This is a genomic window from Bradyrhizobium sp. WYCCWR 13022, assembly GCF_030435535.1.
Taxonomy (GTDB): domain Bacteria; phylum Pseudomonadota; class Alphaproteobacteria; order Rhizobiales; family Xanthobacteraceae; genus Bradyrhizobium.
On record NZ_JAUIZJ010000002.1, the window covers coordinates 705,377 to 731,443 of the forward strand.

Annotated in this window: 19 protein-coding genes; 10 read left to right on the forward strand and 9 right to left on the reverse strand. The window is 65.3% G+C overall.

Annotated features, from left to right (window positions below):
* The 3 genes from prfB to QY049_RS04490 form a co-directional block, all read right to left on the reverse strand.
* Positions 1-1,132, reverse strand: a protein-coding gene (gene prfB / locus QY049_RS04480; protein ID WP_194476117.1) for a peptide chain release factor 2 whose coding sequence is annotated in 2 segments (ribosomal slippage) — positions 1-1,062 and positions 1,064-1,132 — 1,131 coding nt in all. Because the reading frame shifts where the segments join, the coding sequence is not laid out codon by codon here.
* A gap of 101 nt (positions 1,133-1,233) precedes the next feature.
* Positions 1,234-3,744, reverse strand: a complete 2,511-nt coding sequence (locus QY049_RS04485; RefSeq protein ID WP_258761778.1) for a penicillin-binding protein 1A — start codon at positions 3,742-3,744, stop codon at positions 1,234-1,236.
* Between the two features lie 244 nt (positions 3,745-3,988).
* Complete coding sequence (locus tag QY049_RS04490) at positions 3,989-5,287, reverse strand: N-acetylmuramoyl-L-alanine amidase (protein WP_194476119.1); 1,299 nt, start codon at positions 5,285-5,287, stop codon at positions 3,989-3,991.
* Between the two features lie 703 nt (positions 5,288-5,990).
* On the opposite strand from QY049_RS04490, the gene QY049_RS04495 reads away from it, so the two are divergent.
* Positions 5,991-9,122, forward strand: coding sequence for a ribonuclease E/G (locus tag QY049_RS04495; protein WP_301269064.1), 3,132 nt, complete (start codon positions 5,991-5,993; stop codon positions 9,120-9,122).
* A gap of 69 nt (positions 9,123-9,191) precedes the next feature.
* Here the strand turns inward: QY049_RS04495 and QY049_RS04500 are convergent, their stop codons facing one another.
* Positions 9,192-9,872: a helix-turn-helix domain-containing protein gene (locus QY049_RS04500; RefSeq protein WP_194476121.1), complete on the reverse strand. Its 681-nt coding sequence runs from the start codon at positions 9,870-9,872 to the stop codon at positions 9,192-9,194.
* Between the two features lie 208 nt (positions 9,873-10,080).
* Between QY049_RS04500 and QY049_RS04505 the strand changes: the two genes are divergently transcribed.
* The 3 genes from QY049_RS04505 to QY049_RS04515 are packed head-to-tail and all read left to right on the forward strand — an operon-like array spanning position 10,081 to position 14,100.
* Complete coding sequence (locus QY049_RS04505) at positions 10,081-11,577, forward strand: amidase (RefSeq protein WP_301269065.1); 1,497 nt, start codon at positions 10,081-10,083, stop codon at positions 11,575-11,577.
* A 59-nt stretch (positions 11,578-11,636) separates the two neighbouring features.
* Positions 11,637-12,851, forward strand: a complete 1,215-nt coding sequence (locus tag QY049_RS04510) for an MFS transporter (protein WP_301269066.1) — start codon at positions 11,637-11,639, stop codon at positions 12,849-12,851.
* A gap of 16 nt (positions 12,852-12,867) precedes the next feature.
* Positions 12,868-14,100, forward strand: coding sequence for an FAD-binding oxidoreductase (locus QY049_RS04515; protein WP_301269067.1), 1,233 nt, complete (start codon positions 12,868-12,870; stop codon positions 14,098-14,100).
* Here QY049_RS04515 and QY049_RS04520 read toward each other — a convergent pair whose 3' ends face one another.
* On the reverse strand, positions 14,101-16,170 hold the full coding sequence (locus QY049_RS04520) for a tetratricopeptide repeat protein (protein ID WP_301269068.1): 2,070 nt from the start codon (positions 16,168-16,170) through the stop codon (positions 14,101-14,103). It abuts the gene before it with no gap.
* Between the two features lie 74 nt (positions 16,171-16,244).
* Entirely contained in the window at positions 16,245-17,078 is an 834-nt protein-coding gene (locus QY049_RS04525; RefSeq protein WP_301269069.1) for a helix-turn-helix transcriptional regulator, read from the reverse strand.
* 91 nt (positions 17,079-17,169) lie between these two features.
* On the opposite strand from QY049_RS04525, the gene QY049_RS04530 reads away from it, so the two are divergent.
* Entirely contained in the window at positions 17,170-18,054 is an 885-nt protein-coding gene (locus QY049_RS04530; RefSeq protein WP_301269070.1) for an SDR family oxidoreductase, read from the forward strand.
* Positions 18,055-18,080: 26 nt separating this feature from the next.
* On the opposite strand, the gene QY049_RS04535 is transcribed toward QY049_RS04530, so the two are convergent.
* The 3 genes from QY049_RS04535 to QY049_RS04545 form a co-directional block, all read right to left on the reverse strand.
* Positions 18,081-19,415 carry a dicarboxylate/amino acid:cation symporter gene (locus tag QY049_RS04535; RefSeq protein ID WP_194476128.1) on the reverse strand — a complete coding sequence of 445 codons (1,335 nt, stop codon included), beginning with the start codon at positions 19,413-19,415 and terminating at the stop codon, positions 18,081-18,083.
* Positions 19,416-19,498: 83 nt separating this feature from the next.
* Entirely contained in the window at positions 19,499-20,056 is a 558-nt protein-coding gene (locus QY049_RS04540) for a biotin transporter BioY (RefSeq protein WP_301269262.1), read from the reverse strand.
* Positions 20,057-20,146: 90 nt separating this feature from the next.
* Positions 20,147-21,334 (reverse strand): pyridoxal phosphate-dependent aminotransferase, encoded by a 1,188-nt coding sequence (locus tag QY049_RS04545; protein WP_301269071.1) that lies wholly within the window; start codon positions 21,332-21,334, stop codon positions 20,147-20,149.
* 176 nt (positions 21,335-21,510) lie between these two features.
* Here QY049_RS04545 and QY049_RS04550 point away from each other — a divergent pair, with 176 nt between their 5' ends.
* The 5 genes from QY049_RS04550 (at position 21,511) to accB (ending at position 26,064) form a co-directional block, all read left to right on the forward strand.
* Positions 21,511-22,905 (forward strand): M48 family metalloprotease, encoded by a 1,395-nt coding sequence (locus QY049_RS04550; protein ID WP_258761858.1) that lies wholly within the window; start codon positions 21,511-21,513, stop codon positions 22,903-22,905.
* Positions 22,906-22,998: 93 nt separating this feature from the next.
* Positions 22,999-23,766, forward strand: coding sequence for a DsbA family protein (locus QY049_RS04555; protein WP_194476131.1), 768 nt, complete (start codon positions 22,999-23,001; stop codon positions 23,764-23,766).
* A gap of 250 nt (positions 23,767-24,016) precedes the next feature.
* A complete protein-coding gene (locus QY049_RS04560; RefSeq protein ID WP_301269072.1) occupies positions 24,017-24,835 on the forward strand; it encodes a DUF1236 domain-containing protein in 819 nt (272 codons plus the stop codon).
* Between the two features lie 229 nt (positions 24,836-25,064).
* Positions 25,065-25,532 carry a type II 3-dehydroquinate dehydratase gene (gene aroQ, locus QY049_RS04565; protein ID WP_129273091.1) on the forward strand — a complete coding sequence of 156 codons (468 nt, stop codon included), beginning with the start codon at positions 25,065-25,067 and terminating at the stop codon, positions 25,530-25,532.
* A 37-nt stretch (positions 25,533-25,569) separates the two neighbouring features.
* Positions 25,570-26,064 (forward strand): acetyl-CoA carboxylase biotin carboxyl carrier protein, encoded by a 495-nt coding sequence (accB, locus tag QY049_RS04570; RefSeq protein ID WP_194476133.1) that lies wholly within the window; start codon positions 25,570-25,572, stop codon positions 26,062-26,064.
* Positions 26,065-26,067: the final 3 nt, after the last annotated feature.

Below are 26,067 nucleotides of genomic sequence, written 5' to 3' on the forward strand. Positions count from 1 at the left end.
TCAGTCCACGTCCTCGACGTCGCCGGCGGTGGTGCCGAAGGCGCGCTGCGCCAGGGTTGCGGCCATGAAGTCGTCGAGCTCGCCGTTGAGCACGCCCGAGGTGTCGGAGGTCTGCACACCGGTGCGCAGGTCCTTCACCATCTGATACGGCTGCAGCACGTAGGAGCGGATCTGGTGGCCCCAGCCGATATCGGTCTTGGCGGCCTGATCGGCGGCGGCTTTCTCCTCGCGCTTCTTCAGCTCGATCTCGTAGAGGCGCGCGCGCAGCATGTCCCAGGCCTGCGCGCGATTCTTGTGCTGGGAGCGGCCGGCCTGACACACCACCGCGACGCCGGTCGGAATGTGCGTCAGGCGCACCGCGGATTCGGTCTTGTTGACGTGCTGGCCGCCGGCGCCGCCCGATCGCATGGTGTCGGTACGGACGTCGGATTCCTTGATGTCGATCTTGATGCTGTCGTCGATGACAGGGAACACCTGCACGCTCGAAAACGAGGTGTGTCGCCGTGCATTGGAATCGAACGGCGAGATGCGCACCAGCCGGTGCACGCCGGCTTCCGTCTTCAGCCAGCCATAGGCATTGTGACCGGAGACCTGGATGGTCGCGGACTTGATGCCGGCTTCTTCGCCCTCGGACTCTTCGAGGTATTCGACCTTGAAGCCGTGCGTTTCGGCCCAGCGCGTGTACATGCGCAAGAGCATCTGCGCCCAGTCCTGGCTCTCGGTGCCACCGGCGCCGGCATGGACTTCGAGATAGGAATCAAAGCGGTCGGCTTCGCCCGACAGCAGCGCCTCGAGCTCGCGTCGAGCGACTTCCTTCTTGAGGGTCTTCAGCGCGGCTTCGGCCTCGGCGACCACGCCGTCATCGCCCTCGGCCTCGCCGAGCTCGATCATGCCGATATCGTCTTCGAGCTCCTGCTCGACCTTGCCGATGCCCGAGAGCGAATCCTCCAGCGAGGTTCGCTCCTGCATCAGCTTCTGGGCCTTCTGGGGATCGTTCCAGAGGTTGGGATCTTCTGCGAGCTTGTTCAGCTCAGCGAGGCGCGCCGTCGATTTCTCGACGTCAAAGATGCCTCCTCAGCAGCCCGACTGACTGCTTGATCTCTTCTACCAACCGTTCGATTTCGGCGCGCATGTCGTTCTCGGATCTCGCGGAATCCCGCGTACAATTCAGATGGGGGATGTAGCGGCGGCGGCCGCAAAGCGCAACCGCGATCGCTTATCTTATCCGCTCGCCTAGTACAGCCCGCCGGTGCCCGGCCGCATGAAGAAGCCTGAATCCGGTGCCTGCGTCGGCGGCGGCGGCACGCCGCCGCGTCCGTCGGCGTCGGCGACACCGATGACCGAGTAATTGTCCGGCGGCGCCGTGCCCGGCTTGAAGGCTTCGAGGATGGTTCCACCGGTCTCGCCGGGGCCGGCGCGCATGCCGGTCTTGGCGACGACGCGGATCAGCTTGATGCCGGCCGGCACCTTGAAGGGAACGGCGGGCTTGTCGGCGAGCGCGAGCTTGAGGAAATCGCGGGCGATGGGGGCAGCCAGATGACCGCCGGTCGCGGCGTTGCCCTTACCCAGCGGACGCGGCTTGTCGTAGCCCATGTAGATGGCGACCGCGATGTCAGGCGAGAAGCCGACGAACCAGGCGTCCTTCGCTTCGTTGGTCGTGCCGGTCTTGCCGGCGATCGGCTTGCCGACTTCCCTCACGACGGTCGCGGTACCGGCCTGGACCACACCTTCCATCAGCTCTGTGATCTGATAGGCGGTCATGGAATCCAGCACCTGCTCGCGGCGGTCGATCAGCTGCGGTTCAGGCTGGTTCTTCCAGCCGCCGGGCGCATCGCAGCCGCGGCATTCGCGCTGGTCGTGCTTGAAGATGGTGTGTCCGTAGCGGTCCTGGATGCGGTCGATCAAGGTCGGCTTCACGCGGCGGCCGCCATTTGCGATCATCGAATAGGCCGTGACCATGCGCATCGCCGTGGTCTCGCCGGCGCCGAGTGCGTAGGAGAGATAGTTCGGCAACTCATCATAGACGCCGAAGCGGCGCGCATATTCGCCGATCAGGGGCATGCCGATGTCCTGCGCGAGGCGCACCGTCACCGTGTTGAGCGACTGCCGCAGCGCGTTCCGCAGCGTCACCGGTCCCTGATATTTGTTCGCCGAGAAGTTTTCAGGACGCCACACGCCCGCGCCCTGGCCCTGATCGATTTCGATCGGCGCGTCGAGCACGACGGTCGACGGCGTGTAGCCGTTGTCGAGTGCCGCCGAGTAGACGATCGGCTTGAACGACGATCCCGGCTGCCGGTAGGCCTGGGTGGCGCGGTTGAACTGGCTCTGGTCGAACGAGAAGCCACCGACCATCGCGAGCACGCGGCCGGTCCATGGGTCCATCACCACCATCGCGCCCGACACTTCGGGGATCTGGCGCAGACGGTACTGACCTTCGACCGGTTGTCCTTCCTTGCTGTAGAGCGGATCGGCATAGATCACGTCGCCGGGCTGGAGCACCTGCGCGACTGACGTGGGCGTCTTGCCCTTCAGATTGCCCTGGGCCGCCCTCGCCCAGCGCACGCCGTCAAGCGTGACGAGGCCGGTCTCGCGCTGCTTGCTGACGGCACCGCCGAGCTCGCGGTTCGGCTGGAAGCCGATGCGCGCCGACTGGTCGCTGGTCTCCAGCACCACCGCCATGCGCCAGGGCGAGATGTCGGAGAGCGACTTGATCTCGGCGAGCTTCACGCCCCAATCGCCCGAAATGTCGAGCTTGCTGATGGCGCCGCGATAGCCCTGCTGTTCGTCATAGTTCACGAGGCCGGCGACCATGGTCTTGCGCGCCATGACCTGGATCTTCGGATCGAGCGTGGTGCGGACCGAGAGGCCGCCCTCGTAGAGCTTCTTCTCGCCATAGCGTTCGAAGATGTCGCGGCGGACTTCCTCGGCGAAATACTCGCCGGCGAAGGTGTGGGCGCCGTTGGAGCGGTTGGTGACGACCAGCGGCTCCTTGCGGGCCTTGTCGGCGTCGGCCTGCTTGATCCAGCCGTTCTCCTGGAGGCGGTCGATCACGTAGTTGCGACGCTCGATGGCGCGATCGCGGTTGCGGACCGGATGCAGCGTCGCCGGCATCTTCGGTAGCGCCGCGAGGTAGGCGGCTTCCGCCACGGTGAGTTCGTTCACCGACTTGTCGAAATAGACCAGCGAGGCGGCGGCGATACCGTAGGCGCCGAGGCCGAGATAGATCTCGTTCAGGTACAGCTCGAGGATCTTGTCCTTCGAATAGGTCTTCTCGATTCGCATCGCGAGCAAGGCTTCCTTGATCTTGCGCGCAAACGAAACCTCGTTGGTCAGAAGGAAGTTCTTGGCGACCTGCTGGGTGATGGTCGAGGCACCCTGCGGGCGGCGGTTGGAGCCGTAGTTCTGCAGGTACAGCAGGCCCGCGCGCGCCATGCCGGTGTAGTCGATGCCGCCATGCTCATAGAAATTCTTGTCTTCGGCCGCGAGGAACGCGTTGATCACGAGCTTCGGCACCGCCTGGATCGGCAGGTAAAGCCGCCGCTCCTTGGCGTATTCGCCGAGCAGCGAGCCGTCGACCGCGTGCACACGGGTCATCACCGGCGGCTCGTAATCCTGAAGCTGAGAGTAGTCGGGCAAGTCCTTGGAAAAATGCCAGATCAGGCCTGCCACGGCACCGACACCGACAAGGAACACCACCGTTCCCGCAGCGAACAGGAAGCCCATGAACCGCACAAGCAAGCGCATTATGTGTTTATCCGTTCAATCCCAGGATCAGCCCAAGGCCCCCAACCAACCGCCCAAACAAGGCGGCTCAAACGGGCGCCATCCTCACGTCGCGAATTCACCGGCCTACTCGATTACACCGCCACCGGACCGAAAGACGCTTGCCGAACGGGATTCTCGTCGATTCCGGAACCCCCTGCATCGTTTTTATAAGGCGTCCGCTGTGGCCAAACTAGGGCTTAACAGCGGAACCGGCATACCCTTGTCAATTGCTGGCCCCTGCCGTCGCCATCCGCTTGGCCAGGAATGTGTCGATCGCCTGGGCCATCGAGCCCACGGCCTTGGACCGCCAGCCCTCGGACACGAGGTGCTCGAGGTCCCCCTTGTTGGAGACGTAGCCGATCTCGACCAGCACCGAGGGCACGTCGGGCGCCTTCAGCACCCGGAAGCCGGCCGACTTCAGGGGATGCTTGTGCATCCGCACGGTCGTCTTCATTTCACCCATCAATAAATGGGCAAAGCGGTTTGAAAAGGTGCGCGTTTCCCGCTGCGTCAGATCGATCAGGATGTCGGCGACATCGGTCGGCTCCTCGGCGAGGTTGAAACCGGCGATTGCGTCCGCGCGGTTTTCGGCATCCGCCAGGCGCTGGGCTTCGGCATCCGAGGCCTTGTCCGACAGCGTGTAAATGGTGGCGCCCTGCGCATCGCCTTCGGCCTTCGGCAGCGCGTCGGCATGGATCGAGACGAACAGCGCAGCGTTCAGATTGCGGGCGATCTTGCTTCGGTCGTTGAGCGGAATGAAGGTGTCGTCGTCCCGGGTCATTACCACGCGGTATTTGCCTGATTTTTCCAGCCGGTCGCGCAGCGCAAGACCGAAGGCCAGCACCAGGTTCTTCTCGCTCTCGCCGCTCGACTGGGTGCCGTTGTCGATGCCGCCATGACCGGGGTCGATGACGACCACCGGTCGTCCATCGGCCGGCGCGGCCGGCTTCTGCGGCGCGGGCTCCGGAGCTGTGGGAATCGTTGCCGGCGGCGCGGCGGCGATCGTCGGCCGCAGTTCGGAGCGATTTTCGGGCGCCGGCGTCTGCACGAAGGCCGCGCGGTCGACCTCCTCGAGCTCGAGCACCAGCCGGGCCGGCTGGCCATTGGCCGCCTCGAGCACGTAGGAATTGGTGATCTTGGCTGGTCCCGTCAGATCGAACACGATTCGGGAGCCGCCTGGCATCACCAACCCATAGCGGAACGCCTTGACCAGTCCTCGTCCGGCCCCGGTACCCGGTGCCAGCTGAAAGTTCATCTGGGGGACGTCGACCACGACACGATAGGGGTCGGCGAGCGTCGTGGCGCGGAAGCTGACGGTCTGGTCGAGGTCGAGAATAAAGCGGGTCTGCTTGCCGTCACCAGCGAGCCGCGCGGCCGAGGCAATCGGAAAATTCGCCGCCGCAACAGAGGGTTGCGGCGTGCTCTCCGCCGCATTCAGACGAGACGAATCGGCGCACGGCAATGCTGCGGCGCAAAGGAGCGCAAATCCCAGCAAAACCCGTTGATTTGTGCGGCTCGCCACCGATTCCGTGCCTCCGAGCAGCCTCTTTAACGCAATAGAACCACAGGGTTAATCGATCCTTAATGACGGTAGCGCGAAACTCTCCGACTGTGACCGGCGTGCGACGCTCCCTTGCACGGATGGCCCATTCCTCGTATGTACGGATTGCTGACGGCCAATGATTTCCGGTTGTGTCGCATTCAGCCTCTCGGTGCAGCGCCGGAGTTCCCAAGGTTCAGGAATTCCAGCGTTTTTCTGTTCCCCTCAACGACCAGCGCGGTGCGCGGCGGCGAGGCGGAACGGGGCAAGCCCCGGTGGCGGACGGTTTCCGGTTACCACACTGTTTCCGGGACGGTTTTGACAGCGACGCGACCAGTTACCCGGCTTCTCAATCCTGAGGGGGCGGTTCTTGATCCAGGGCGAGCGCGCACGCGCCATGCCTGGCCAGCAGCAACTGATTAGGGGTGGCTCCGCCGCCCAATGTTTCATACGGGCCGACGCTTGATGCGCCAGACTGTGCCGACGAATTCTGAAGGACCGTTCGCGACGCTGCGGAGTGAAAAACCCGCGCGCCGCTTCGGTCCTGAAGCTTCCGGTTCGGCAAGGCGCGAGAGACGGCGTTTCGGCCTTCCCCTCACCCCCGAATCAGGTGGACCGTCGCGTCACCCGGCAGCGCAGATTGCGCCCACGGTCGATCGCGCCCGCCGCCGCCAAGAGTTAAGACATGCCCAACAAGATGTTGATCGATGCCACCCACCCGGAGGAGACCCGGGTCGTCGTGGTCCGTGGCAATCGCGTCGAAGAGTTTGACTTCGAGACCGCGCAACGCAAGCAACTGCGCGGGAATATCTACCTCGCCAAGGTCACCAGGGTCGAACCCTCGCTCCAGGCCGCCTTCGTTGAATATGGCGGCAACCGCCACGGCTTCCTCGCCTTCAGCGAAATCCATCCAGACTACTACCAGATCCCAGTCGCCGACCGGCAAGCACTGATCGAGGCCGAGGAGCAGGCTCATCGCGAAGCCGAGGAAGAGAGCGAGAACCGCTCCCACGGCCGCCGCCGCTCGCGCCACCGCAATGCCCGCCGTCGCGGCCATGGCGAGCGCGTTCGCAGCGACATCGTCGAGGGTCTCGATGCCGGGGCAGATTCCGCGGCCCAGCCGGTCGAGGGTCAGCCCCTGCCCGAGGGTGCGCCCCATGAAGGCGAGCACCTGCACGCCGATGCGGAGCATCACGGCGAGCACGAGGGCCGCGACCATCACGACCACGATCATCATGATCACCACGATCACGACGATCACGAGCATGATGATCACGGCCACCACGATCATCCGCACACTTATGATGACGCGCATGCGCACGATCATGACGATCATGGTCACGACCACGCGCACGATCATCACGACCACGAACATCACGCCGAAGAGACGTCTGCGCCCGTCGCGGCGATCGGCGCAGAGCCCGTCGTTGCGGCCGAGACCGCTGCCGAACTTCAGGAGGCCCCGACCTCCGAAACACATGGCGAGGTTTTTGCCGAAGTCGTAACCGCCGTCACCGAGCCGGCTGATGCTGTTTACGCCGCCGGCGAAACGGCCGAGGCGCCGGATGGCGAGGCTGCGGAAGCTGCTGGTGAAGACGACGAGGACGAGGAAGACGGCGAGGAAGCCGAAGAGGAAGTCGTCGAATCCGTCGGCGGTGACGACGTGCTCGAGGAAGTGCCGGAGCGCACCTTCCGTCCGCGCCGCCAGTACAAGATCCAGGAAGTCATCAAGCGCCGCCAGGTGATGCTGGTGCAGGTGGTGAAGGAAGAGCGCGGCAACAAGGGCGCGGCGCTGACGACCTATCTGTCGCTCGCCGGCCGCTATGCCGTGTTGATGCCGAACACCGCGCGCGGAGGCGGCATCAGCCGCAAGATCACTTCGGCTCAGGACCGTTCGCGCCTGAAGGAAGTGGTGCAGGATCTCGACGTGCCCGAGGGCATGGGCATCATCCTGCGCACGGCAGGCGCCGCCCGTACTAAGCCCGAGATCAAGCGCGACTTCGAGTACCTGATCCGGATGTGGGAGACGGTGCGCGACCTGACGCTGAAGTCGCAGGCCCCGACCCTCGTCTACGAGGAAGGCTCGCTGATCAAGCGCTCGCTGCGCGACCTCTACAACAAGGAGATCGACGAGATCTCGGTTGCCGGTGACGCCGGCTACCGCGAAGCACGCGACTTCATGAAGATGTTGATGCCCGCCAATGTCAGTGCGGTGAAACAGTATCGCGACGGCCAGCCGCTGTTCTCGCGCATGGGCGTCGAGAGTCAGCTCGACGCAATGTTCTCGCCGACGGTGCAGCTGCGCTCCGGCGGCTACATCGTGATCAACCAGACCGAAGCGCTGGTCTCGATCGACGTCAACTCCGGACGGTCGACGCGCGAGCACCATATCGAGGACACCGCACTCAAGACCAATCTGGAGGCGGCCGAAGAAGTTGCCCGCCAGCTTCGCCTGCGCGACCTCGCCGGCCTGATCGTCATCGACTTCATCGACATGGACGAGAAGCGCAACAACCGCGCGGTCGAGCGCAAGCTGTCCGACTGCCTCAGGCAGGATCGCGCGCGCATCCAGGTCGGCCGCATCTCGCATTTCGGCCTGCTCGAGATGTCCCGCCAGCGCATCCGCGCCAGCGTGCTCGAGAGCTCGACCGACCCCTGCCCGCATTGCGGTGGCACCGGCCATGTCCGCTCGGTGTCCTCGGTTGCGCTGCAATTGCTGCGCGGCCTCGAAGAGATCCTGATGAAGGGCGCGACCCACAATCTCGTGGTCCGCACCCGCACCGACGTCGCGCTGTATGTGCTCAACCACAAGCGCGGCCATCTGCGCGACCTCGAAAACGGCTTCAAGGTCACGCTGTCCGTGATCGCCGACCCCAGCGTCAGCGGACCGCAGGCTTATGTGATCGACCGCGGCGAGCAGGTCCATACGCTCGAAGCCGCCAAGGCGCTGCTGGCAGCCCAGGCCGCCGCAAGCCCGCCGCCGCTGGCCGAAGAGGCCTATGACGACGAGGACGGCTTTGACCTGGAGACTGAATCCGAGGTCGAGACCGAGGAGACCGAAGGTCTCGCCGAGGAGCAGGCTGCCGGCGATGCTTCTCCCGAGCAGGACGGTCAGCGCCGCAAGCGCCGCCGCCGCCGCCGCGGTCGCGGCGGCCAGCGCGAGGGCGAGTTGCGCGAGGATTCACCCGCGACGCTTCCCGAGCCTGCAATGATTGCCGGCGAAGGCGAAGAGGATTCCGAGTCCGAGCAGGACAGCGAGGAAGGCGAGGAACAGGCCGCCCGCGGCGAGCAGCAGGGCAACGGCGAACGCCGTCGCCGGCGTGGTCGCAGGGGTGGTCGTCGCCGGCGCGGCGGCAACGAAGAAGGTCTCGCCGGCTCGATCGGCGACGAACTCGGCGGCAATCCGCCGTCGGAAGCGACCGACGCGGTGGCCGATTTCGACAGCGCCGGCAACGAGACGGCGCCATCGATTGCGCAGTCGGAGCACATCGCCGCGGTTGAGCCCCAGACCTCCCAGCCCGAGCCCCATTTCCACCAGGCACCGGTTGAAACTCCGGTCCAGGCCGCGCCGGCTGCCATCGTGGAAGACGAGCCCGCAGCCGACGACAAGGCCACGCGGCGCCGCTCCACCGTTCGCGAGAAGGTGAGCTTCCTGTCGAGCAGCCCGAGCGAGCCGTCAACCGCTGCTGCAGCAGCGCCGGAGCCTGTAGCTGCGCCCGCGCCTGCACCTGAACCCGCGCCGGAAGCGACAGTCGAAACGCCGGCGGCTCCGCGTCGCGCAGGCTGGTGGTCGCGCCGTTTCGGCGGCGGCGAATAGAGCGAAACAGCCCAATAAAGAACGCCCGGCAAAAGCCGGGCGTTTTTCGTTTCAAACCTCACTGGACCACTACGGCGGCAGTTCGTCATCCCCGACCGGCGCCACATCGCGCGATGCGATCTGGCGCAGCTGGTCGTAGAGATCGGGTGCCTCGCTGGTGCAGAGACAGACGCCCTTGGCGGAGGCTGCTTCGCCGGCGTTGAGGTAGGCGTGGCCCATGGTGCTGTCGAGATAGATGCCGTCACCCTCGCCCAGGATCTCCGGCGCGTAGAACTCGGTGTGGACGGCGACGCGTCCGCTCGTCACCAGAAAATACTCCTCGCCGGCATGGCGCAGCAGCGGGCCGAACTCGTCGAGCGACCGCGCGCGCACCTCGGCCACGATCGGCACCATGCGTTTGCCGATCAGATCGGTGCATTGATAGGTGTAGGTGTAGAACTTCGTATTGATCAGCTGGCCCTGCCCGGCCCGGCTGATGCTCCGCCGCGCGGTGACCGGCCGTCCCGGCGCGGGCGCTGCGACCGCGGGATTGAACAGCTCCGCGATCTCCATCTTCAGGCCGGAGGTGAGCTGGAGCAGCTTGTCGTAGGTCAGCGACATCAGGCCGTTCTCGACCTTCGACAGGGTCGAGAGCGCCATGCCGGTCCGTTCCGCCACCTGCTTGAGCGTCAGGCCTCGCGCCTGGCGCGCAGCCTTGAGACATTGGCCGAGCTGGGAATTGGCACCTTCGGATGTCGTGATCTCGCTCATGCAGCATCTCTATCACGAAGCTGAGAAAGATATTTGCGGATCGGCCTAATATTTTCGGCTTATCGCACCCCTGGATACCTTCGACGGTGGCCTCCTGGGCATGAAAGCCAGGATTTGTGCATGAAGTAGCCGACTTTGACGAATATTGGTGCGCCGGCCCTACTTTCCGATATGCTAAATCGTTTTCATAATTTGAAAGGGGCTGGCGTTGTCCGAACCGTGTGACACGAGTGCCGTTGAGCTGCGCCGCCTGCTGGCCGCGCGGGCGATCTCCCCCGTCGAACTGCTCGATTCCTGCCTGTCGCGCATCGCCACCACCAATGCTGCCGTCAACGCCGTCGTGACACTCGACGAGCCAGGCGCACGCGCCGCGGCAAAGCAAGCCGAGGCCGCGATCCTGCGTGGCGAGGATCGTGGCGCGCTGCACGGGCTTCCCGTCCTGATCAAGGACACGCAGGACACCGCCGGGATGCGCTCCACCTACGGCAGCCCGCTATTGCGCGACAACGTGCCGGCCGCCGATCAGGGCTCGGTCGCGCGGCTGCGCGCCGCCGGCGCCATCATCTTCGGCAAGACCAACACGCCGGAATGGGCGGCGGGCGGCAACACGCGCAATCCCGTGTTCGGCGCGACCGGCAATCCCTTCGATCCCGCGCGCTCGGCCGCCGGCTCCTCCGGCGGCTCGGCGGTCGCGCTCGCCTGCGGCATGGCCCCGCTCGCCTCGGGCTCCGACACCGGCGGCTCCTTGCGCAATCCCGCGGGCTATGCCGGCATCGTCGGCATGCGTCCCTCCTATGGCCTCGTGGCGAGCGAGAAGCGCGCCTTTGGCTGGTCCAACCTGTCGACCGACGGACCGATGGCGCGCAACGTCGCCGATACCGCGCTGATGCTGTCGGCGATGGCGAGCGACGATGCCCGCGATCCACTTGCCTACACGCTTCCCGGCGAGCCCTTGCGCGGACGCGCCGAACGCTGGGCCGCGCCGCGTCCCGCGGAACTCGGCAAGCTGCGCCTTGCCTTCACCGAAGATTTCGGCTTCGCGCCGACGGAGCAGGCCATCCGCCGCGTCTTCCGCGATCGCGTGAAAAAGCTCGCGCCGCTATTCGCCGAATGCGGCGAGGCGACGCCCGACTGCACCGGCGCGGACGATGCCTTCGCCGTGCTGCGCGCCGGACTGTTCCTGGCGATGCACGGCAAGAACTACAAGGAACGGCCCGAGATGCTCGGCCCCAATGTCCGCGCCAATGTCGAGGAAGGGCTGAGCTACACGTTGGAAGACCACGGGCGCGCCGCGACGACGCAGACGCGGATCTATCGCGCCTATCAGAGCTTCTTCGCAAGCCACGATGTGCTGATCAGTCCGACCATCACGCTCAGTCCACGGCCCTGGTCGGAGCTCTATCCCGCCGAGATCGACGGGGTGCCGACGAAATCCTATTTCCACTGGCTCGCGCTCGCCTACGCCGTGACGCTGCCGGGCCATCCCGCGATCAGCATTCCGCTCGGCGTCGACGAAGCCGGGCTTCCTTTCGGCCTCCAGATCGTCGGCCCGCGCGGCGGCGACGCCATCGTGCTCGCGGTTGCCGCGAGCATCGAGGCCGCATTCGCGAATGACGCGCAGATGTGCCGGCCGGTGCCGGACCTCGCACGGCTTGCCGCAGCGCCGCCGTTGGCGTCTGCGCCCGGCTTCCTCGCCTGGGAATAGACCCCCGGAACAAACCAAGCAGGCATGACCGCCGGGTCGCCGGCATCACGGAGATCCACATGGCCGAATTGTCGAACCGCAAGACCGGAATCGTCGCCTTCGTCCTGCTTTATCTCGCCTATTGCATCTCCTACATCGACCGCGCAGCGATCTCGCTGGCGCTGGCGCAGATCGGCAAGGACTTCAATCTCCAGGCTGCCGATCTCGGCATCGTCATCAGCGCGTTCTTCCTGGGGTACGCCGCGATGCAGGTGCCCGGCGGATGGCTCTCCGACCGCTTCGGCTCGAAATATGTGGTCATCGTCACCATCGTGATGTGGTCGCTGTTCACCTCGTTCACGAGCCTTGCCTGGTCGCTGACCTCGCTGATCGCAATCCGCTTCATCTTCGGCATCGCCGAGGGCGGCTTTCCGCCGGCGAGCATTCGCGCCATCGCTGAGCTGTTCAGGAAGGACAGCCGGCCCAAGATGTCGGCGCTGCTGCTGTCGTCGAACTATGCCGGCAGCATGGTCGCGCCGCTGATCATGGCGCCGCTGATCCTCTGGCTGGGCTGGCGTCATGCCTTCAATGCCATCGGAATCGCCGGCGTCCTGTTCGCGGCGATCTATTTCGTCTTTGTTCCGCATCTCGCGCGTATCGGCGTGGGGCCGGTGACGGCAAAGCCCCGCGCGCCGATGCGCGAGCTGATGAAGAATCCGCTGCTGTGGCAGCTGATGGTGGTGTGGTTCGGCCTCTCCTGCGTCAACAAGGGCCTGGATTCCTGGATGCCGCTCTATCTGCTCCAGCAGCGCGGGCTCGACCTCAAGACCGTCGGCGTGGTGGCGCCGATCCCGTTCGTGATGGCGACGTTCGCGACCGCGATCGGCGGCTGGGTGATGACCACGTTCTTCGCCGAGCGCGAAAAATATCTCTTGATCGGCAGCTCCGCGTTGACCGGCATCTTCCTCTACGCCATGTACAAGGCGGAGACGATCACCGCATTGATCGTCTATCAATCGGTGGTCTACTTCTTCAAATCCTTCGTGCTGGCCTCGGTGGTAGCACTTCCGACAAAGCTGCTGCGTGACGACCAGATCGGATCCGGCATCGGCATGGTCAATCTCGGCGGCCAGAGCGCGGGCTTCGTCGCGCCCGCCATCATGGGCTTCATCGTGACCGGGTCAGGATCGTTCGACGCGGCCTTCGGCTTCCTGGTCGCGATGACGGCGATGTCGGTCGTCGTCGCCGCGACTATCAACACCGCGCAGCCCAGGCTTGCGCCGAAGCCGGTCTGACAGGAGAGCTCTGCCGATGCAAAGCGCAATCATTCTCGGCGGCGGCATGGTTGGCGTGGGCGCCGCCGTGCATTTGCGGCAGCGCGGCTGGGCGGTCACGCTGGTCGACCGCAGGGAGCCGGGCCGCGAGACCAGCTACGGCAATGCCGGGATGATCCAGGCCGAGGCCGTGCGGCCCTATCCGATGCCGCGCGACCTCTCCTCACTCCTGAACATCGCCACGGGGCGCACCAACGATGTGCGCTACAGTTTTTCCTCGCTGCATCGTCACGTCGAGCCGCTGCTCCGTTATTGGTGGCACTCGGCGCCGAAGCGGCATCGCGAGGCGATCGCCGCCTGGGCCCGCCTGATCGCCCATGCGACGCCCGAGCACGACGTCCTCATTCGCGAAGCCCATGCCGGCAATCTGATCCGCCGCGCCGGCTATCGCGCGCTGTTTCGCGATCCCGCCGCCATGGAGCACGCGATCAATGACGCGGAAGCAGACCGCCGCGAGTTCGGCGTGAATTTTCGCGTGCTCTCCGGCAGCGAGCTGACCAAGGCCGAGCCGATCCTGCGCGACGACCTTCCCGGCGCGATCCACTGGCTCGATACCTGGACGGTGTCCGATCCGGGCGCGCTGGTGACCGCCTATGCAGAGCTGTTCCAGCGCCTCGGCGGTCAGATCGTGCTCGGCGATGCGCAGTCGCTGCAGCAGACCGCGACCGGATGGTCCGTCAACACCGACACTGGACGCGTCGATGCCGCCAACGCCGTCGTCACCCTCGGGCCGTGGTCGCCGGATCTGTTGCACAAGTTCGGCTATCGCATCCCGCTGGTGCGCAAGCGCGGCTACCACATGCATTACAGCGGCGGTGCCTCGCTCGATCTGCCGCTGGTCGACAAGGGCCGCGGCTACGCCATGGGCCCGATGGCCAAGGGCATCCGCATCACCACCGGCGCGGAGTTGACGAGGCCCGATGCGCTGGCAACGCCGGTGCAGCTCGCCAGTGCCGAAGCCTCCGCGCGTGAGCTGATCGATCTCGGCAAGCGCGCCGAACCCGAACCGTGGTTCGGCACCCGCCCCTGCACGCCAGACATGGTGCCCGTACTCGGCCGTGCCCCGCGCCACCCGGGCCTCTGGATGAACTTTGGCCACGGCCATCAGGGCTTCACGCTCGGCCCCGCCACCGGACGGCTGCTCGCGGAGATGATGAACAGCGAGACGCCGTCGATCGATCCGACGCCGTACCGGCCGGAGCGGTTCTAGCTAGCTCTCCGCTTTCGCAGCAAGCGCTGCGAGCGCCGCCGTCAGACGCATCAGCGGATCATCCCATTCGCGGGGCCTGCGCTGGCGAAACAGACGCATGGTCGGATACCACGGGCTGTCCTCGCGATCGCGCAGCCAGCGCCAGTCGAGCGCGTAAGGCGTCAGCATCCACACCGGACGGCCGAGCGCGCCGGCCAGATGCGCCACCGACGTGTCGACGGCGATGACGAGATCGAGCGTCGCCACAGCCGCCGCCGTATCCGTGAAATCGCCGAGCGCGGGCGCGAGATCGATGACGTCGTCGCCAAGCGCTGCCAGCACGGCACCGTCCTCAAGGCGCGGCTCCTTTTGCAGGCTGTAGAGCTGCACGCCCGGCATCACCAGGCGCGGCAGCACGGCCTCGGCCGACAGCGAACGCTGCCGGTCGCCCTTGTGTTTGGGATTGCCGGCCCAGACCACGCCGACCTTCAGCCGCGCCTCGCGACCGAGCGCGGCCTGCCAGCGTGAAACCTTCTCGGGATCCGCATGCAGATACGGGACCTCAGCAGGCAGATTGTCAAGCGTGGTGCCGAACAGGCGCGGCAGGCTCATCAGCGGCAGTTGCAGATCGAACCGCGGCAGCGCCTCGCCGCGCGGGATCACGGTGACATCGGGCAGTTGCCGCAACAGCGTCGCAACCGCGGGCTGCACCTGCAAAACAATCCTGCCGCCCTTCCCGGTCAACATCGGCAGATAGCGCACGAAATGCAGGGCATCGCCGAGGCCGTATTCGGCGAACAGCAGCAGCGTCCGGCCTGCGAGCGGCTCGCCCTGCCATTCCGGCTCGTCGAAATGGGGATCGCCGTCCGACAGCGTCTTGCATTTGCGGCGCCAGCGATAGGCGTCGAACCCCTCGGCGAAATGGCCGTTCATCAGCAGGAAATGCGCGTGGTTGTATTGCGCCAGCGGCTGCTCCGGATCGAGCGCGACGGCATGGGCCGAGACCGAAAGCGCTTCGTCGAGCTCGCCGGCATTGCGCAGCGCGACCGCGAGATTGGCGTGGCCCTTGGCATAGGATGGATCGACAGCAACCGCGTGGCGATGCGCGGCCACCGCATCGGTGACGCGCTGCTGTTTCTCGAAGATGATGCCGAGATTGGTGTAGGCCGGCGCGTGGTCGGGCTTGAGCAGCAATGCGCGCTCGCAGGCCGCGACGGCACCGTCGAGCTCGCCGAGATCGGAGAGACAGGCGCCGAGATTGGTGGCGATCGTGTGATCGTCAGGATCAGCAGCGAATGTCTGCGGGTAGACATCTGCGGCCTCCTGCAAATGGCGGGCTTCATGCAGGACGAGGCCAAGCAGGCGCAGCGCCGCGACATTGTCGGGCGCGAGCGCGATGGCACGCTGGTACTGCGCGATGGCCTCTTCGAGCAATCCTTGCCGATAGAGCGCCGCGCCGAGATTGCATAGCAGCCCGACGTCATCGGGATCGAGCTGAAGCGCGCGGCGATAGGCGGTTACCGCATCGCCAAGCCTGTTCTGGTCCGCAAGGACGTTGCCGAGATTGAGCCAGGCGCCGCGAAAAGCCGGCTCGCGCGCGATCACGGCGCGATAGGCGTCCTCCGCCTCGGTCAGCCGTCCCTGTCCGGCGAGTGCAACGGCAAGGTTGAAGCATGCGCGCGTCAGATGGGCATCGAGCGCGATCGCACGGCGATAGGCCGTCTCGGCCTCGCCGAAGCGTGACAGCTCGCCGAGTGCCACGCCGAGCTTGTTGTGCAGGCCGGCATCATCGGGCCGCCTGCGCAGCGCACGCCGGAACGCGGCCACGGCGCCCTCGTGCTCGCCTTTCACGGCGAGCGCATCGCCGAGCGTCACCAGCGCGGGCGCATGGTCGGGATCGATCGTGAAGACCCGGTTGAGCAGTGCCGCGCCGTCGGCGGCACGGTCGGTGACGAAGGCAGCGATCGCGGCCAGATGCAGCGCCGGCAAATGGCCCGGCTCCGATCTCAAGACCTCGGTGCAAAGCAACTCCGCCCGATCCGGCCGACCGGCCGCAAAATGCTCCGCCGCCTCGCGTACGATCCTGTCCACAGTCGCATTGCCCACGATACCGCCCGCCGCTCCGACATCAGATGCCGGTTAAACGTGCGAGCTCGCCGATTCCGTCAGTCGACCTTTGCGGCGAGGACGGCTCTGATACGCGCGGCGTCATCGGGCGTCGCCGGGTTATAGACGACCATGCCCAGATCGGGCCGACCATCGACCGCGAAGGCCGAATATTCGAACGCGATCGGGCCGAGCACGGGATGGCGCAGATGCTTGACGCCCTCGCCATGGGAGCGGACGTCGTTGTCGGCCCACAGTTTCGCAAACTCGGGGCTCTCGCGGCAGAGTTCGTCGACGAACTGCGCGACATGCGAGACCGCGCCCGCGCGCGCGGCGTCCGCCCGGAACGCTGCGACCACGAAGCGCGCCACGCTGCTCCAATCATACTGTGCGGCCCGCACATGCGGCTCGCAGAAGATCAGGCGCAGGATGTTGCGCCGTTCCGGCGGGAGCTTCGCGTAGTCGGTCAGCACCATCGTGGCCGCACGATTCCAGGCGACAACGTCCCAGGTCATGGTCCTGATGATGGCGGGGCTCGTCTCCAGCGCGTCGAGCACCCGTTGAAGCCGTGGCGAGACGCCTTCGCTCGCCTGGTAACGGACCTCGGGCGGACGGCCGAGCCCGATCAAAAACAGATGCTCGCGCTCGACATTGGTCAGCATCAGCGCACGGGCGATCCGTTCGAGCACATCGGCAGACGGCGCGCCGCCACGGCCCTGCTCCAGCCAGGTGTACCAGGTCGGGCTGATATTTGCCCGCTGCGCCACCTCTTCGCGCCGTAGCCCCGGCGTGCGCCGGCGGCTGCCGCCGAAGCCGAACGCGGCCGCATCTAACCGGGTGCGCCGGTCCTTCAGATAGGTTCCGAGCAGATTCTCGCTGGCGATCTCGCTCATCCTGTTATCTATTATACCCTGATAATGTCACTACTTTACCCGGATAATTCTAGCGCAGATGTTGGCTCGTACCAACTTTGGAGACCTGCTCATGCGTGTATTCGTCACTGGCGCCACCGGCTTCGTTGGCTCCGCCGTCGTTGCGGACCTGATCGCCGCCGGCCACAGCGTCCTCGGGCTCGCCCGCTCTGATGCAGGTGCTGCAGCCCTCACCGGAATGAGCGCTCAGGTCCATCGGGGATCCCTCGAGGACCATGCCTCCTTGCGCAGCGGCGCGGCCGCATCGGACGGCGTGCTGCACCTCGCCTTCAATCACGACTTCACCAAATTTACCGAGAACTGCGAGCTCGACCGCCGCGCCATCATGGCGCTCGGCGAGGAGCTCAAAGGCTCCACGCGTCCGCTCATCGTCACCTCAGGCGTAGCGCTGCTCGCGCCCGGACGTCTTGCAACCGAAGACGATGTGACGGCCCGTCACTTCCCGCGCGTGTCGGAAGCCGCGGCCGAAGATCTCATCGAGCAAGGCGTCCGCGCCGGCATGGTGCGGTTGCCCCCCACCACGCATGGTGAAGGCGACCACGGCTTCGTGCCGCGCCTGATTGCGATCGCGCGCGAGAAAGGCGCGGCCGCCTATATCGGCGACGGCAACAACCGCTGGCCTGCCGCGCACCGCGTCGACGCCGCCCGCGTCTATCGTCTTGCGCTCGAGCAAGGTGCGTCCGCTCGCCGTTATCACGCGATCGCAGAGGAAGGCATCTCGTTCAGAACGATTGCGGAGGTGATCGGGAAACGGCTCGGCGTGCCCGTGGTCTCGAAAACGCCTGAAGAAGCCGAGGCGCATTTCGGCTGGCTCGCGCGTTTTGCGGCCGTCGACGTCCCGACATCGAGCGCGAAAACGCGCGCCGCTCTCGGCTGGACGCCGAAAGAAAAAGGGCTGATCGAGGATCTCGACCAGCCCTACTACTTCAAGGTCTGACGGCGCGCCGCGCCGTTGGATCGGGGTCAGTCCGTCGTGACGGCGGTTTCCATGTCGGTCGGATCGATCTGCTGGCTCAGGCGTGCATTGAGCTTGTCGCGATCGAGCTCACCCTCCCACCAGGCGACGATCACGCAGGCGACGCCGTTGCCGCAGAGATTGGTCAGCGCGCGGCACTCGCTCATGAACTTGTCGATGCCGAGCACGATCGCCATGCCCGGCACGAGGCGCGGATCGACCACGGCGAGCGTCGCCGCCAGCGTGATGAAGCCCGCGCCTGTGATGCCGGAGGCGCCCTTCGAGGTCAGCATCGCCACGACAAGGATCGTGAGCTGCTGGCCGAAGCTGAGATCGAAACCGAGCGCCTGGGCGATGAACAGCGTCGCCAGCGTCATGTAGATGTTGGTGCCGTCCAGGTTGAATGAATAGCCCGTGGGCACCACGAGACCGACCACCGACTTGGAGCAGCCGAGGCGCTCGAGCTTCTCCATCATGGACGGCAGCGCGCTCTCGGAGGACGAGGTGCCGAGCACGATCAGCAATTCGTCCTTGATGTAGGCCAGGAACTTGAAGATCGAGAACCCGGCGAGCCGCGCGATGATGCCGAGCACGACGAACACGAACAGCGCGGCAGTGAGGTAGAACGTCGCGATGAGGCCCATCAGGTTGAGGATCGCACCCGTCCCGAACTTGCCGATGGTGAAGGCCATCGCGCCGAAGGCGCCGACCGGTGCGGCACGCATCACGATCGAGATCACGCCGAACACCGCGTGCGCCGCATCGTCGATGAAGCTGCGGATCACGTGGCCGCGCTCGCCGAGCCCCATGATGGCGAAGCCGAACAGCACCGAGAACAGCAGCACCTGCAGGATCTCGCCCTGCGCGAAGGCGCCGACCACGGTGTCGGGAATGATGTGCAGGATGAAGTCGACGGATTTCTGCGCCTCCGCCTGCTTGGCGAAACCGGCGACGGCCTGCGCATTGGCGGCGGCATTGCCGAAGCCCGCGCCTGGCTTGATCACGTTGCCGATGATCAGGCCGATCACCAGCGCGAAGGTGGAGACGACCTCGAAATAGACCAACGCCTTGATGCCGATACGTCCGACCTTCTTGGCGTCCTGGATGTGGGCGATGCCGGAGACCACGGTGCAGAAGATGATCGGGGCGATGACCATCTTGATCAGCTTGATGAAGCCGTCGCCGAGCGCCTTGATCCAGTCGTTGGTGGCGACGTGCGGCCACAGCCAGCCGACGATCGCGCCGAGCAGGATCGCGATCAGCACCTGTACGTAGAGAATTTTATACCACGGCTTGGCCGTAGCAGGTGCGGCCGGCGCGCCGGCCATCGTTGTCGTTGTCATTGTTTCGTTCCCCCTGAAAAATCAGAGCCAACCAAGATCAACTTGGCCGGCCCTGTCAATTGGAACATTCCGTACGGTGGAATCTAGCCGCGGCTGTCGACGATCCGACGCGCAGCCGGCATCAGCGCCGCCCCGAGCGCATTCTTGATGACGGAGGCGAGGATGAACGGGGCAACGCCGACGGCCCAAGCCTTGGTCGCGCCGAGGCCGATGCCATAGGCCAGCCAACCGAAGCCGCCGATGAAAATAACGACGTGGCCGACCGCCATCGCCGCAAACAACAGCATGACATTGCGATCCCAGCCGCGTTCGGCGAGCCAGCCGGTGACGAAAGCGGCAGCCACGAAGCCGTAGAGATAACCCGCGGTCGGGCCGACCAGCGGTGCAATTCCTCCGACCGGGCCGGCGAACACCGGCAGCCCCACCGCACCTTCGGCGAGGTAGGCAATCATGGTTGCGCTGCCAAGACGCCAGCCATAGCCGGCGCCGATCACCAGCACGACGAGCGTCTGCAACGTCATCGGCACATAAGGCAGCGGCAGGCTCACCTTGGCGGATAATGTCATCAGCGCGGTGCCGATCGCGATCAGCACGAAAGCGCGAACTGCGCTGACGGCTTCGCCGGGCCGGGTCGGCCACATCACTGCGGCGAGAGGAGAATGCGAGGTGGCGGCGGGCTGGACGATTCGGTCAGACAAGATGCACTCCGGAAGTGTCGCTAAAACTGGCGGCTATTTAAGCCAGTGAGCGATCCGGTCAACCGCCTCGCGCATCTCCGCGGCCGATCGTGCATAAGAGAATCTGATGAACGAGCGACCGTGAATCGGATCGAAGTCGACCCCCGGTGTTGCCGCAACGTGAGCCTTTTCCAGCATCTGCTTGGCGAAGTCGAAACTGTCGGACGTGAAATCCGAGACGTCGGCATAGAGATAGAACGCACCATCCGCCGGCAGGAACTTGCTGAGGCCCGCCTTGGGCAATCCCTCGATCAGGATGCGCCGGTTTTCCTGGTAGCCGTGCTTGATCTCCTCCATCTCGGCCGTGCCGTCGAACGCAGCCTCGGCGGCGATCTGCGACAGCGACGGCACCGAGATCGAGAGATTCTGCTGGAGCCGCTCGATCGGACGCACCAGCACGTCAGGCACGACCATCCAGCCGACGCGCCAGCCCGTCATGCAAAAATACTTCGAGAACGAGTTGATCACGAGCGCATGGTCGGACAGCGCCGCCGCCGTCACCGCGGGAAACGCGTAGTCGAGCCCGTGATAGATCTCGTCGGAGATGAAGCGAATGCCGGCATCCTCGGACGCCGCGATCAGGCCTGCGAGGGCCTCGCGGGACATCATCGTTCCCGTCGGATTGGCGGGGCTGCCGACCAGGACACCCTTCAGCGGCGCCTTGCGATGGGCCGCCAGCAGCGCCTCGCCGGCCAGCGCGTGTCGCGTGTCGTTGGTGGTCTCGATCAGCACCGGCTCGCAGCCGAGCGCGGTGAGGATGTGACGATACGGCGGATAGCCCGGCACGGTGACCGCCACGCGATCGCCGGGTTCGAACATCGACAGGAACGCGAGGATGAAGCCGCCGGAAGAACCTGTGGTCACCACGATCCTGTCGGGACTGACGGCGCAGCCGTGGGCATCGCGATAATGCCGCGCGATGCGCTCGCGCAAGGAGGGGATGCCGAGCGCCGACGTATAGTCGATCCGCCCCTGATGAAGCGCGGCCTGCGCCGCCGTGATCGCAGTCTTCGGAGCTCCCGCCGCGGGCTGGCCGACTTCCATGTGAATGACGTGACCGCCGGCCGCCTCGATTCGGGCCGCCGCGGCCATCACGTCCATGACCATGAACGGGGGAACATCACTGCGGCGGGACGGCTCGAGCCACTGCCCCACCCGGTTCCTCAATGTCGCATCGTGCATCGATTTCTGCTATTTCGCTGGCGGACCGGTCCGTTCGGTCCGGAAAACAGGGCGCTTGCGCCCCAGACTAGCCGCAATATACGGCTCATAAGGGCATATCGCGTATCCGGTCCGCCGCCAATCGCCAAAACCAAGCACAAATCTGCATTCAACGCCCGTTTGACCCTGACCGTTTGATGTTGCTCCAGATCGCATTGCGCAAGAAGGCCTCGACGCTGACCGCCGTTGTCACGGCAGCGGCCATGGCGCTGTCACCGTTCGCCTCGGCGCGGGCGCAGGAGGGCAAAGGACCGCCGGTCCTGCGCGACACCGAAACCGAGCAGCTTCTGCGCGAATATACGCGCCCGATCCTGCGCGTTGCGGGCCTGGAGAAGCAGAATATCCGGATGGTGATCATCAACGACAGCACGTTCAATGCGTTCGTTGCCGATGGCCGCCGCATCTTCGTCAATTACGGCGCGATCCTCCAGTCGGAGACGCCGAACCAGCTGATCGGCGTGCTCGCGCACGAGACCGGGCATCTGGCCGGCGGCCATCTGGCCAAGCTGCGCGAGCAACTCGCGGGTGCCCAGACCCAGATGATCATCGCCATGCTGCTTGGCGCAGGTGCGCTGGCGGCAGGCGCCAGCCGCGGCGGCAATAACGGCCTCGCCAATGCCGGCGCCGCCGCGATCGCCGGACCGCAGGAGATGATCCGCCGTTCGCTGTTGTCCTATCAACGCCAGCAGGAAGAGAACGCCGACCGGGCCGGCGTGAAATTCCTGACCGCGACCCAGCAGTCGCCGAAGGGCATGTACGAGACCTTCAAGCGCTTCACCAGCGAGAGCCTGTTCGCGGCGCGCGGCGCCGATCCTTATCTCCAGTCGCACCCGATGCCCGCCGAGCGCGTCGCGGCGCTCCAGGAGTTTGCCAGCACCAGTCCGTATTGGGACAAGAAGGACGATCCCGCGCTCCAGCTCCGGCACGACATGGTGCGCGCCAAGATCTCGGCCTTCATGGAGCGGCCCGAGACGGTGTACCGCCGCTACCCCCAGACCAACGACAGCTTGCCGGCGCGCTATGCCCGCGCCATCAGCACCTATCTGCACGGCGATTTGCGCAGTGCGCTGAGCCAGATCGACGCGCTGATCGCGGTGCAGCCGAACAACCCGTACTTCTACGAGGTCCGCGGCCAGGCCCTGCTGGAAAGCGGCAAGCCGGCCGACGCGATCGCCCCCCTGCGCAAGGCTGTCGCACTCTCGAACAATGCCCCCCTCATCGAGATGTTACTTGGGCAGGCTCTGGTTGGAACCGATAATAAGGCCTACACGGACGACGCCATCAAGATTCTCCGTGCCGCGGTGGCGCGCGAGCCCGAGGCGCCGATCGGCTTCACCCAGCTCGCGATGGCCTATGGCCGGAAGGGAGATTATGCCGAGGCGGATCTCGCCTCCGCCCAGGCCGCGTATTTGCGCGGCGACAACAAGACCGCTCGCGAGCTCGCCACGCGTGCGAAAACCCGTTTCGCCGTCGGCACGCCCGGATGGGTCAGGGCCGACGACATCGTTGCGTCGAAACCGCCGCGCAACTAGACCGAAGCCTGAACTGCCGCTTTGACGTCACGACACCACGATTAAGTCCGCCGGGACTTTGTTTGAAACCTGCTCTGGATAGAGGATTTGCCAATGCCTTCGCTGCGCCTGTTTGCTCCCGCGCTGTTTGCGCTCGCCATCTTCGGCGCAACGGGACCGGCTTCGGCCGACAGCTTCTCGGATGCCCAGCGCACCGATATCGAGGCGATCATCAAGAACTACCTCGTCAGCCATCCTGAAGTGCTCGAGGAGGCCATGACCGAGCTCAGCAAGCGCCAGGCCGACGCCGAGACCAAGAAGCACGAGGCCAGCGTCGCGCAGAACTCGGACGCGATCTTCAACTCGCCGCGCCAGGTGGTGCTCGGCAACAAGGACGGTGACGTCACCTTCGTCGAGTTCTTCGATTACAATTGCGGCTACTGCAAGCGCGCGATGAGCGACATGCTGGACCTGATGAAGTCCGATCCCAAGCTGAAGATCGTGCTGAAGGAGTTCCCGGTGCTGAGCCAGGGCTCGGTCGAGGCGGCGCAGGTCGCCGTCGCGGTGCGCATGCAGGATCCCACCGGCAAGAAGTATCTCGACTTCCACCAGAAGCTGCTCGGCGGTCGTGGCGCCGCAGACAAGGCACGCGCGATGCAGGCGGCGAAGGAAGCGGGCCTCGACACCGCCAGAATCGAGAAGGACATGGCCAACCCCGAAGTGCGCGCCACCATCGAGGAGAACTTCAAGCTCGCCGAAGCGATGGGCATGAACGGCACGCCGAGCTACGTGATCGGCAAGCAGATCGTGGTCGGCGCCATCGGCCTCGAGGGCCTCAAGGAAAAGATCGGCCTCGCCCGCTGCGGCAAGGCGACCTGCTGACAAGGCCACTTGCTGGTCAGACGTTCTACACCTCACGCACGCAACGAGGCCGGCTGAAAAGCCGGCCTTTTTCGTTGGCCGAAGCTCTGCACAAATCTCGACGCGAAGAGTCTGGCGTGAATCCGGCGCGGACGTTCATCCCGCGTTTAGGAAACAAATGCCCGGGAACAGCAGATGTTCCGGAACAACTGGCACCTCCTCCCGTTGGTGGCGCGGGCAATGACGCAAAGAAACACGTGAGGAGAATACGATGTTGAACCGCTTTATGATCTCGGTTGCCGCACTTGCACTCGTCGCAGGCACCGGTCTGGCGAACGCACAGGGCACGATGAAGAACGAGAGCGGTGCCGGCGCTCAGCCGATGCAGCACTCGCAGTCTTCGGGCGGCGCCGCCGAGCGCGGCGGCTCGATGGGCAAGGAATCGACCCATGAGAAGGGCACGGTCGGCCAGGCTGGCGGCTCCAGCACGATGAAGTCCGGCGCCTCCGCCGAGGAGAAGTCCTCCGGTGCTGCCAAAGAGGAACACTCCGGCCGTGAGATGAACAAGAACGCGGCCGAGGAGAAGTCCGGCGCCACCAAGAGCCAGCGCATGGACCAACGCGCGCAGGGTCAGCAGGACAAGTCCAAGAGCATGAGCCAGGACACCAGCAAGTCCGGCGCCAAGGACCAGAAGGACATGAAGGCTGAGGGCAGCAAGAGCGGCGCCTCGACCAACAATGCCGAGAACCAGAAGGGCACCGAGACCCGCACCAACCAGAGCGCCCAGGGCAAGAGCAGCACCAACACGACGGTCGGCCAGGCTGGCGCCGGCGCCAAGCTCTCGACCGAGCAGCGCACCCAGATCACCTCGGTGATCCACGAGGAGCACGTGCGGCCTGTGACCAACGTGAACTTCTCGATCTCGGTCGGCACCCGCATTCCGCGCGAGGGCATCGAATTGCACGCCCTGCCGTCGCGGGTCGTGACGATCTATCCGGAGTGGCGGACCTACAAGTTCGTCCTCGTGAAGGAGGAGATCGTGATCATCAATCCGGACACCTACGAGATCGTGGCTGTCCTGAACGCCTAGAGGCCTGAAGACGGCAACCTCCGGGGGCGGGCAGCGATGCCCGCCCCTTTGCGTTCGGCCGGCAGCCATGCTTTGGACTGGTTAACAAGCAATTTCCGTAGTTTCCGCACAGGTTTTTGCACACTGGATGAGGTGCCTGAACCGCCCCCCGAGGCCCTTCAAGGCTTCCCCTCACGCGCTTTGTTACCTATAACCCCCGCCACGCCGAAACACCTTTTCCGGGACAGGAATGGCCGAGCCAGCAACCGACACGATCCTCGTTCTCAACGGGCCGAACCTCAACATGTTGGGGACGCGCGAGCCCGAGAAGTATGGCCATGCGACGCTGGCCGACGTCGAGGCGCTGTGCCGGGAGACGGCGGCGGCTTTCGGCCTCAAGGCCGACTGCCGGCAGTCCAACCGCGAGGGCGAACTGATCGACTTCATCCACGAGGCGCACGCCCGCAAGATGAAGGGCATCATCATCAACGCCGGCGGCTATTCGCACACCTCGATCGCGCTGCACGACGCACTGCTCGCGGTTCAGATCCCGACCGTCGAAGTGCACGTGACCAACATCCACGCTCGCGAGAGTTTCCGTCACCATTCCTACACCGCGCGCGCGGCCTTCGCCTCGCTCTGCGGCTTCGGCATCGAGGGCTACCGCCTCGCCATCCAGGGCCTTGCCGCCAAGCTCGGCATCAAGCCCAAAGCCTGACGCTCCCTCTTCACCCAGAACATTCGGATCAATGAACATGGCGCGCCAGCCAGACGACAAAGCAGCCGCAAAGTTTTCCAGCGACGATTCCGCGCTCGTCCGCGAGCTTGCTCTGCTGCTCGATGAGACCAGCCTCACCGAGATCGAGATCGAGCGCGCCGGCCTGCGGCTGCGCGTCGCGCGCAACATCAGCGTCGCCGCGACCATGCCGATGCCGGTCGCAACCGCGGCTCCTGCGCTCGTCGCGGCGCCTGCAGCAGCCGCTCCTGCGGCCGCCGGTCCCGATTTGTCGAAGCATCCGGGCGCCGTGACCTCGCCGATGGTCGGCACCGCCTATTGGGCGCCGGAGCCCGGCGCCAAGCCGTTCGTCGAGGTCGGCTCGAAGGTCTCGGTCGGCCAGACCCTGCTGATCATCGAAGCGATGAAGACCATGAACCAGATCCCCTCGCCGCGATCGGGCACGGTGACGCAGATCCTGATCGAAGACGGCCAGCCGGTCGAATTCGGCGAGCCGCTGGTCATCATTGAATAAGCG

Excerpts from the sequence above, each read along its gene's own strand:
- QY049_RS04525 (WP_301269069.1), bottom strand. The coding sequence starts at position 17,078 with ATGAGCGAGATCGCCAGCGAGAATCTGCTCGGAACCTATCTGAAGGAC.
- QY049_RS04510 (WP_301269066.1), top strand. The coding sequence starts at position 11,637 with ATGGCCGAATTGTCGAACCGCAAGACCGGAATCGTCGCCTTCGTCCTG.
- QY049_RS04555 (WP_194476131.1), top strand. The coding sequence starts at position 22,999 with ATGCCTTCGCTGCGCCTGTTTGCTCCCGCGCTGTTTGCGCTCGCCATC.
- QY049_RS04530 (WP_301269070.1), top strand. The coding sequence starts at position 17,170 with ATGCGTGTATTCGTCACTGGCGCCACCGGCTTCGTTGGCTCCGCCGTC.
- QY049_RS04535 (WP_194476128.1), bottom strand. The coding sequence starts at position 19,415 with ATGACAACGACAACGATGGCCGGCGCGCCGGCCGCACCTGCTACGGCC.
- QY049_RS04545 (WP_301269071.1), bottom strand. The coding sequence starts at position 21,334 with ATGCACGATGCGACATTGAGGAACCGGGTGGGGCAGTGGCTCGAGCCG.
- QY049_RS04540 (WP_301269262.1), bottom strand. The coding sequence starts at position 20,056 with ATGTGGCCGACCCGGCCCGGCGAAGCCGTCAGCGCAGTTCGCGCTTTC.
- QY049_RS04515 (WP_301269067.1), top strand. The coding sequence starts at position 12,868 with ATGCAAAGCGCAATCATTCTCGGCGGCGGCATGGTTGGCGTGGGCGCC.
- QY049_RS04550 (WP_258761858.1), top strand. The coding sequence starts at position 21,511 with ATGTTGCTCCAGATCGCATTGCGCAAGAAGGCCTCGACGCTGACCGCC.
- QY049_RS04495 (WP_301269064.1), top strand. The coding sequence starts at position 5,991 with ATGCCCAACAAGATGTTGATCGATGCCACCCACCCGGAGGAGACCCGG.
- accB (WP_194476133.1), top strand. The coding sequence starts at position 25,570 with ATGGCGCGCCAGCCAGACGACAAAGCAGCCGCAAAGTTTTCCAGCGAC.
- aroQ (WP_129273091.1), top strand. The coding sequence starts at position 25,065 with ATGGCCGAGCCAGCAACCGACACGATCCTCGTTCTCAACGGGCCGAAC.
- QY049_RS04560 (WP_301269072.1), top strand. The coding sequence starts at position 24,017 with ATGTTGAACCGCTTTATGATCTCGGTTGCCGCACTTGCACTCGTCGCA.
- QY049_RS04500 (WP_194476121.1), bottom strand. The coding sequence starts at position 9,872 with ATGAGCGAGATCACGACATCCGAAGGTGCCAATTCCCAGCTCGGCCAA.
- QY049_RS04485 (WP_258761778.1), bottom strand. The coding sequence starts at position 3,744 with ATGCGCTTGCTTGTGCGGTTCATGGGCTTCCTGTTCGCTGCGGGAACG.